Source organism: Dolichospermum sp. LEGE 00246 (assembly GCF_015207865.1).
Taxonomy (GTDB): domain Bacteria; phylum Cyanobacteriota; class Cyanobacteriia; order Cyanobacteriales; family Nostocaceae; genus Dolichospermum; species Dolichospermum heterosporum.
In genome coordinates, this window is sequence record NZ_JADEWA010000278.1 from 1 (window position 1) to 7258 (window position 7258).

At 36.9% G+C, this 7258-nt stretch carries 7 protein-coding genes; 5 read left to right on the forward strand and 2 right to left on the reverse strand.

The features are described 5' to 3' along the window. The first annotated feature begins 137 nt into the window (after positions 1–137). The gene (locus IQ228_RS27205) at positions 138–269 is read left to right on the forward strand and encodes a hypothetical protein (RefSeq protein WP_255549983.1); all 132 of its coding nucleotides are present in this window, start codon (positions 138–140) and stop codon (positions 267–269) included. Between the two features lie 46 nt (positions 270–315). On the opposite strand, the gene IQ228_RS17165 is transcribed toward IQ228_RS27205, so the two are convergent. Next, entirely contained in the window at positions 316–1782 is a 1467-nt protein-coding gene (locus IQ228_RS17165; protein ID WP_193963694.1) for a carotenoid oxygenase family protein, read from the reverse strand. A gap of 85 nt (positions 1783–1867) precedes the next feature. Further along, complete coding sequence (locus IQ228_RS17170; protein ID WP_193963698.1) at positions 1868–3193, reverse strand: folate/biopterin family MFS transporter; 1326 nt, start codon at positions 3191–3193, stop codon at positions 1868–1870. 575 nt (positions 3194–3768) lie between these two features. On the opposite strand from IQ228_RS17170, the gene IQ228_RS17175 reads away from it, so the two are divergent. The 4 genes from IQ228_RS17175 to IQ228_RS17190 all read left to right on the forward strand — a co-directional run bounded on the left by IQ228_RS17175 (position 3769) and on the right by IQ228_RS17190 (position 7150). Further along, positions 3769–4083 carry a hypothetical protein gene (locus IQ228_RS17175; RefSeq protein WP_193894480.1) on the forward strand — a complete coding sequence of 105 codons (315 nt, stop codon included), beginning with the start codon at positions 3769–3771 and terminating at the stop codon, positions 4081–4083. 172 nt (positions 4084–4255) lie between these two features. After that, complete coding sequence (locus IQ228_RS17180) at positions 4256–5983, forward strand: succinate dehydrogenase/fumarate reductase flavoprotein subunit (protein ID WP_193963700.1); 1728 nt, start codon at positions 4256–4258, stop codon at positions 5981–5983. Between the two features lie 242 nt (positions 5984–6225). Further along, entirely contained in the window at positions 6226–6525 is a 300-nt protein-coding gene (locus IQ228_RS17185; RefSeq protein ID WP_193963696.1) for a hypothetical protein, read from the forward strand. Beyond that, on the forward strand, positions 6509–7150 hold the full coding sequence (locus IQ228_RS17190) for a hypothetical protein (RefSeq protein ID WP_027403856.1): 642 nt from the start codon (positions 6509–6511) through the stop codon (positions 7148–7150). Before IQ228_RS17185 ends, IQ228_RS17190 begins: the two co-directional genes overlap by 17 nt. Positions 7151–7258: the final 108 nt, after the last annotated feature.

The window sequence follows — 7258 nt, forward strand, 5'->3', positions numbered from 1 at the left end:
ACCTATCAAACAGGTCGAAAAGTGGCTCTTGATTTCAAATCAAACATGAAGATTGTTTTTGATGAATTCTTGCCGCAATGGAATTACACCGCTAAACCAGAATTACAGGTTATTTAATCCACGATCCTAAGTTAGAAATGAAAATATTTACTGCTTTGCTCTTACGTGGTTATGAATGGGAACTTGTGCCAGGACAAAATTTAGATTTAAAAAGGACACCCATGCCTCAACCGAGTGATGGTTTAAAGGTATTTTTACGTTCTCTTTAATATGATTTTGTTGGGTCGCACTTACGCTTAACCCAACCTACATTAATTAAATGAATGTTTCTGGTGTAAAACTCCCATGTAAGCCATAGGGAATATGATGTTTGAGGTGTAATTTAGCAATTTCACCTTTTTCCAAATTTACAGCATCTAAAATTACCACATCTGAACGATGATGTTCTGCATCGTAAACTAAAGCTAGTAGCCAGCCATCATCTTCTGTTTGGGAATTTGGACGAGGAATAAAAATTGGTTCACCGATAAAACCTGCTGGTGCAGCACTCCATAATTGTCTTTGTTGTAACTCTAAATCAAGTTTGAAAATTGCTTGTAGGGGTGCATTTCCCGTTGATTTATGAGCCGCAGCCGCGTATAGATAACGATAGGATTTACCAACATGATGAGGGTGCATTGTGGGAAATTCACAAGATCGATCATCTATTAAATGATTTTCGACTGTATTGGTTTGTAAATTCAGATTAAATCGCCAAAGTTTGCCAGGAGAATTGGCATCGAAATCTGTTTCTCGATAATCGCTATTGGGTTCAACTTCTGGTAACGATTCATAGCAAATAGAATCAATGATAACTTCATTACCCACTTCAAAAGCATTAACATGATGGAAAATAAAACCTGCCTGAGTTTCTAAAATTTTGATTTTTTTAGTTGGGTTTTGGCGAGGAATAATGATGATTTTTGTAAGTTGATTTTTTTGAACTTTAATACATTGGGCGGCACTAGATATTCCCAAAGCAAAGGGTATAGGGTTAAAACTAACAGGATTTTGGAAGAAAATACAGTAATTTTCTGTAATCACAAAATCATGAATGAAGCAAAAACCAGCAACGCTATGATTTTGTTTATTGGTGATTTCTCCGTCGGTGTTTAACTCAAATATGTTAATTGTAGTTGATAGTCCTGGTGTAATAGCGAAATTAACTAATGTACCATTGGCATCAATTCGCGGGTGGGCGCTAAAGGCTTCCCCTTTAGATAAAACACCGTTGAAGTATTCATTCCCTAATGTTTCTAGAGTGTGCGGATTAAGTAAATAGGGTTCGGATGCTTCCCATAGTGCTAATAGTTTTTTACCCCAATAAATTACATTAGTATTAGCAATATGTTTGATTTTGAAATCAAAGATATTAGCTAACCAGCCGCCCGGTTTTTGTGTACCAAAAACACCACGATAAAGAATTTTACCCGCTTTTTTTTCTGCTAAATAACCTGCTGTGGTAACAAAGCGGTTACGAAAATGGGCGCGGCTATTGGTAAACGTAATCCGGCTAATCATGCCATCACCGTCAAAGGGATGATGTAATTTTTGCCCATTAATATCTAGTAAACCAGGTCCATTTCTAAATAATGTTCCTTGCAATTCTGGCGGTATTTCCCCTTCTATATCATCAATCCAGTAATCAAATTCCTGGTTAAGAGATTCATATCCTCCTTGCCAATCTTTGAGAGTGTAGGATTTTTGGAGATTTTGCTGATCTTGAGGTTCTAAGATTTGCATTTTTTCTTGGCTATGGTAAATTTTTTCAGAAAATCAGGGATGTAAATATAGAGATAAATCTAATTGTCTTGGAGATTTTTATCTATTAAATAAGTACATCATTATCAATTCTATCATCTGGTAGCAATTTAACAAAAAATATGGGTATCAGAGAAGTACAGCTAGTGAGAATGATTAATAACCACAGGGAGTCAAATTGATATTCTGTGATTCCTAACCATTTCATCATTATTGATCCTAATGCGTAGGAAACTGTTCCTGCTACATTAAATACAGACATGATTAACGCAAAAAATGTGGCTTCTACGCCGGGAGGGCAAAGCTTTGTTGATAATACTAATATAGGCATGAATACAATTTGCCCAATCACAGTAATAATCAAACTATCACCTAAGCTAAACCAATGATCATCTATGCCTAACATTCTGTTGGTGTGCGTTACTAATAATAAATTCGTCATTCCTAAAGCTGTGGACAGGAAAATACCCGCAGTAATCATAGTTCTAAAGGGAATGTGCTTAAAGTAACGTTGAAAAGCCCAAACTCCAATTAGGGAAGCAAAACTCGTCACTAACCGAATTCGTCCTAAAAATTCTGGTTGAAAGTGGAGTTCATTAGTTGTGAAATAGAAGAATGCTGATTCGGTTTTTGGTGTAGCGTGCCAAATAAATATAAATAATGTGGGCAACCAAATTGTTTTTTGAGTAATTGCTTGGCGGATTTTTAGTAGTTGATCTTTTGTGTTGTTGCTTTTTTTGTGATCTTTATTAATAGGTTTTTCAGGAATTAACCAAGCTACAGATGAAATAATTAAAGGAAATAATGCTGTTATTAAAAATACTATACGGGTGGTAAAATATTCTAAAAGTAACCCGCTGAGGTAAGCTGTACATAAGGCACCAATAGCTGAACTACCCCAACAAAGAGATTGTAAAGAACCTATTTTGGCTTCTGATTCGTTTCTGGCTCTTTCAACTACTATGGAATCAACTATCACATCACTAATAGCCACAGAGACAGAAGAAAGTACAATCATAATTGTGGCTGTTGTACTAGTATGAGCGACTGTTCCTAAACATCCCCAAGCTGCACAGCCCAGAATTCCTGACATAACTATGTAAGGTTTTCTATGATAACCAAATATGGGTAAACTATCGGAAATAAACCCATATAATGGCTTAATCATCCAAGGTATAGTACAGATTCCCATAATTGTTGACATCTGCACGGGACCTAATAGTAATTCATCTTTGAGAAAAAAGCTGACAGCTAAACGCGATAATGTCAGTATACCTTGAACAAAATAGATGGTAAGAATTGCTATTAACTCAGCACTGGGTTCGTTACCTAAGAGAATTTTTTTGGTTAGTAAATCTTTGAATTTGGGTAAGGTAGGGGAGTCATTTAGCATTTGCATGAATAATGATTAAGTTTTATTTACTTTTATATCATAGATTTTTAAATTGAGGATAAGTTTTTATTAATTATAAGAGACTATGTTGAATGAATAAATGTCCATTACCTTTAACGATGACACCTCCTTTGGTGCAAACTTGATTTGCTAACCCTGAGATGGGAATGCTTTTATTGATACAGATTGATGTCAGGAATTCTATTCAGTCGAGCGATCGCCTCTGGCGAATTTTGTATTAGGGACTTCCAATTAAAAAAATACCCAAAAATTTCTTGTGGTGCGGGACGAAAAGCCCGCTAATCATTAAGGACGGGCAGGATGCCCATCCCACAAAATTGGGTAATTTATTTTTTGGTGTTCCCTTATAGAAGAAATTTTCTTTTTAACCGTGTTCTCTGTATAAATGGTTATACATAAAATACATGAATTGACAATTTCCCAAGAGATGTGACTGAACATTAGTTTTTTGTAAAGTAATATTACAAACCTTGGAAATATATTGAGAAATTGTTCTTGAGGCAAACATAGATTTAAGGTAGAAGCTATAGGACAAAATTGAGGCCAGTTTTAAAATGAACAAAAATAATATTCAAAACTATCGCTTTGTCTGTACCTTAACTTTTGGTGATATTTACGGTCAAATTATTGTTTGGTTAATTACGATTACTATTAGCTTGGCATCAGCTTTAGCACTGATGGGTGCAAAAAGACCTGTATACGCTTTAGCTACAGTAGGTCTTGTGGTTCTCTTATCTCTACCTTTTTTACTTTTCGCCTTTGTGACGACTTTATTAAATAATATTGAACTCAATGCTGTAGAGCCAAAAACCAAGACAGAATCAATACAAAGTAGTATTTCACAAAACCCAGTCCAAGTAACTAGCTAAAGGGGATTTCACCAATAGACATTTGGTAAAAATTAAATGTGTGTTTGCTACAACCCTTGTAGAGAAGTTATATGAAGCGTCTCTACATTTTTTTGCACCAGATGTCAAATTTACAATTTCTCTATTACCCTGTCTTTTAGACGGGGAATTTTTTTTTAATCGGTGGTTGATGATGCTTGAACATGATGTAATTATTGTTGGTGGTGGTTTGGCTGGATGTCGGGCTGCGGTGGAAATTGCCCGGACTGACCCTAGTTTAAAGGTAGCGGTAGTTGCCAAAACTCACCCAATTCGCTCTCATTCGGTGGCTGCTCAAGGTGGTATGGCGGCTTCTTTAAAAAATGTGGATGGTACGGATTCTTGGGAAGCTCACGCTTTTGATACTGTCAAGGGTTCCGATTATTTGGCGGATCAAGATGCGGTGGCAATTTTGACTCAGGAAGCACCGGATGTGGTGATTGATTTGGAACATCTGGGGGTATTGTTTTCTCGTTTACCTGATGGTCGGATTGCTCAACGGGCTTTTGGTGGACATTCTCACAACCGCACTTGTTATGCGGCTGATAAAACTGGTCATGCAATCTTACATGAGTTAGTGAATAATTTGCGCCGTTATGGTGTGCAAATTTACGAAGAATGGTATGTAATGCGCCTGATTTTGGAGGATGGTCAGGCGAAGGGTGTGGTGATGTTTCACCTGTTGGATGGGCATATTGAGGTGTTACGAGCGAAGGCTGTGATGTTTGCTACGGGGGGCTATGGTCGGGTTTATAACACGACTTCTAATGATTATGCTTCTACTGGTGATGGTTTGGCGATGACAGCTTTGGCTGGTTTACCTTTGGCAGATATGGAGTTTGTCCAGTTTCATCCTACGGGTTTGTATCCTGTGGGGGTGCTGATTTCCGAGGCTGTGCGCGGTGAAGGGGCATATTTGATTAATGCCGATGGCGATCGCTTTATGGCTAATTACGCCCCCAGTCGCATGGAGTTAGCCCCTCGTGATATTACCTCACGGGCGATCGCTTATGAAATCCGGGCTGGTCGTGGTGTAAATACTAATGGGAGTGCGGGAGGTCCCTTTGTCTATCTGGATTTACGCCATTTGGGTAAGGAAAAAATCATGAGTCGTGTTCCCTTTTGCTGGGAAGAAGCCCATCGGTTGGTCGGTGTAGATGCTGTGACTCAACCTATGCCTGTGCGTCCTACCAATCATTATTGTATGGGTGGTATTCCTGTTAACACTGACGGACAAGTTAGAAGTAATAATGATAGTTTTGTCGAGGGCTTTTTTGCTGCTGGGGAAACTGCTTGCGTGTCGGTTCACGGGGCAAATCGTCTGGGTAGTAACTCCTTATTGGAATGTGTAGTTTATGGTAAAAGGACTGGGGCGGCGATCGCTAATTATGTCCAAAATCGGCAATTACCATCCATAGATGAAACACGCTACATCAACGAAGCCAAAGAACAAATACAACTCTTAATAGACCAACCAGGACAGTACAGAATTAATCAAATCCGTCAAGCTTTTCAAGATAATATGACTGAAAATTGTGGCGTTTTCCGCACCGACGAAGTAATGCGTCAGGGATTAGAAAAAATCGCCCAACTACAACAAAAATATTCACAAATATATTTAGATGACAAAGGAAAAAGCTGGAATACAGAATTAGTTGAAGCCTTAGAACTACAAAGTTTAATGGTAGTTGGACAAACCATTTTAACTTCCGCCCTCAATCGCCAAGAAAGTCGTGGCGCACACTTTAGAGAAGACTTTGCCGAAAGAGACGATAATAAGTTTTTACAACACACCATGGCTTATTATTCACCAACAGGAATTAATATTCAATATCGTCCCGTCACAATCACAATGTTTGCACCAAAAGAGCGAAAATATTAAATAGGAATTAAGTAGAGGCGGGAAAACCCGCCATTTCAGGCTACTAAGTATATTTATTGATTTGCTTCTAAAAATTAACATAGCAGTTTAGCTTCATTAAGTTGGGGAAAACAACAGTTGAAGATGTTGATTGAGGTTGATAATTGCGGTATCGTTATGCCATAATTAATTAAACGATTGGTGAGTATTGGGTTTCATTCTCTCCACCCACGAGATCGACAACAACACTAAAAGGTAAGATCATGGATTTAGAAAAAGATAATCAAGAACAAAGTATGATAGAGATCATCCAGTCTAGTGAATTAAACAGTATTTATTTCAACGCGTTTGGTATTGGAGTATCTAGAAATGATATTTTAATCTTGTTAAAACGCAATGGAAAACCAGAAGCGGTACTTAATGCTTCTCATATTACGGCAAAATCACTTGTAAACTCTCTAGCTCAAGCTTTGAAAGAATTTGAAGATGACACAAACCAAAAAATACCAACTTCAGATGAAATTGAAAAATTAATGGAGGAGGAAGATGAAAATAACTCCTAGTAATCCAAAGTACCAAGAGTACCCCAGTCCCTCTCTTTTTGTAGAAGAACAAAAATTTTTTATAGAGGAAAAAAATCCTTTTGGATTTCGTTTCAGTGAAAACAAAGAAAACAAAATTATCGAGACAACCAACAACTTAACAAACAGAATTGAAGAACATAAACCAGAAAAGCGGGGAGTACAAAAAAAGAAATCAATTAGCATAGATGAAATAAATCAATTATCTACCTTTGATGAGATAGTGAAATATGGTATGAATGCTATTAAATTGAAAGGTGATTATCTTTTTAACCGCATTTATGAATTAAAAGAATTGTGTGATGAGGAAGAAGACTGTGATCTTTCTCTCGAATCCCTAAAATCAATGTTTTTATTTATTGGAACAATTAGAAATATTTCTAAACCTAGTAGTATCACAGTAAGTGAAAGTGGTCTTTTTCATTTGGAATGGGAAAAAGATAGAAACAATTCAATAACTATGAGGTTCAAAAAAGATTACTTTTTGGACTATGTTATCTTTAGACCAAGTTCGCATACAAGTAAACGAATTATTTTGAATGGTTCGATGAATACTATGGATTTCATTGATTACCTTAATAATTTAAATATAAAAATACATAAGTAGGTTGGCGTTGAAAATTGTCGTTATGGCAAGGCAAAAGGCAAGAGTGAAGAGGGTTTGGGCGATTTTACGTTTCTTTACACAGTTTGGTTTTATTGTGTTCACCTACTT